This is a genomic window from Shewanella sp. 5_MG-2023 (assembly GCF_030547465.1).
In the GTDB taxonomy this organism is placed as follows: Bacteria; Pseudomonadota; Gammaproteobacteria; order Enterobacterales; family Shewanellaceae; genus Shewanella.
This window is the reverse complement of record NZ_JAUORC010000093.1, coordinates 1-665: the sequence shown is the minus strand read 5'-3', so window position 1 is coordinate 665 and position 665 is coordinate 1. Positions and strand designations below refer to the sequence as shown.

Sequence of the window (665 nt, the reverse complement as noted above, 5' to 3'; positions counted from 1 at the left end):
TCCCCTAGGGGATTCGAACCCCTGTTACCGCCGTGAAAGGGCGGTGTCCTAGGCCTCTAGACGAAGGGGACCCGGACATATTGTTTCACTTCTAATATAACGAAGACCTATAAGTAACACTTTAGAAGGCTATTAAAGTGAAACCGCCGTGCTCTTAATAAAAATAGCGCGGTGTCCTAGGCATCTCTTCTTTAATCGAAGGGGACCCAGACTGCATTAGACTCTGCAAAGAGTGAATACTCATTAAGTTCTGTAGGCTAAAACTTAACGCTTGTTCAAACTATCGAAATAAATCAATAATTTTAAAATTGTGGTATCCCCTAGGGGATTCGAACCCCTGTTACCGCCGTGAAAGGGCGGTGTCCTAGGCCTCTAGACGAAGGGGACCCGGACTGCATTAGACTCTGCAAAGAGTGAATAACTCATTAAGTTCTGTAGGCTAAAACTTAACGCTTGTTTTAAACTATCGAAATAAACCAATAATTTTAAAATTGTGGTATCCCCTAGGGGATTCGAACCCCTGTTACCGCCGTGAAAGGGCGGTGTCCTAGGCCTCTAGACGAAGGGGACCCGGACATATTGTTTTACTTCTAATATAACGAAGACCTATAAGTAACACTTTAGAAGGCTATTAAAGTGAAACCGCCGTGCTCTTAATAAAAATA

The 665-nt window shown here is 43.3% G+C and carries 2 tRNA genes; both read right to left on the bottom strand.

Going from position 1 to position 665, the window contains the following annotated elements:
• Positions 1-311: 311 nt before the first annotated feature.
• Positions 312-387, bottom strand: a tRNA-Glu gene (locus Q4557_RS19830).
• Between the two features lie 107 nt (positions 388-494).
• Positions 495-570: transfer RNA gene (locus Q4557_RS19825), tRNA-Glu, on the bottom strand.
• Positions 571-665: the final 95 nt, after the last annotated feature.